This is a genomic window from Rhodovulum sp. PH10 (genome assembly GCF_000293785.1).
In the GTDB taxonomy this organism is placed as follows: Bacteria; Pseudomonadota; Alphaproteobacteria; order Rhizobiales; family Xanthobacteraceae; genus Rhodoplanes.
In genome coordinates, this window is sequence record NZ_AKZI01000014.1 from 1 (window position 1) to 459 (window position 459).

The following is a 459-nucleotide window of genomic DNA, read 5'->3' on the forward strand; positions in this document are numbered from 1 at the left end:
GCTCCACTCGCCGCGCACCGCGGCGAGGCCCCGCACCAGGAAGTGTCGGTAGCCGGCGCGGCACTTGAGAGTGCCGAACGGGTGCTCGGCGAGAGCGGAGCGGCGACGCATCAGTGTCCTGGCGTCCTGCATCCGGGCCCGGTGGCGGTCGAGCACATCCTCATGCACCCAGCGGTAGAGTTCGCGCCGCCCCAATTTGGAAGTGATACAGCGCTGGCGCAACGGACATGCGTCGCAAACCGCCTTGCGGCTCAGATAACGAATCTCGAGTTTGCCGGCGGCGTTCTTCTTGGGGGTCTTGGTCGGCGGCAGCTCCGCGCCGGCCGGACAGCGATAGACATCCGCCGCGGCGTCATAGATGAATTCCACGTGGGTAAAGCAGCCCTGCGCCGCGATACGCCCGTTGCGCTCGGCCGGCGGCACATAGGCGACGATGCCGTCCTCCTCGCAGCGTTTCAG

Annotated in this window: 1 protein-coding gene; it reads right to left on the reverse strand. The window is 67.3% G+C overall.

Annotated elements, in window-relative coordinates; genetic code table 11:
• The coding region (locus A33M_RS03530) for a transposase (protein ID WP_040619139.1) at window positions 1–459 on the reverse strand (459 nt) is incomplete at both ends.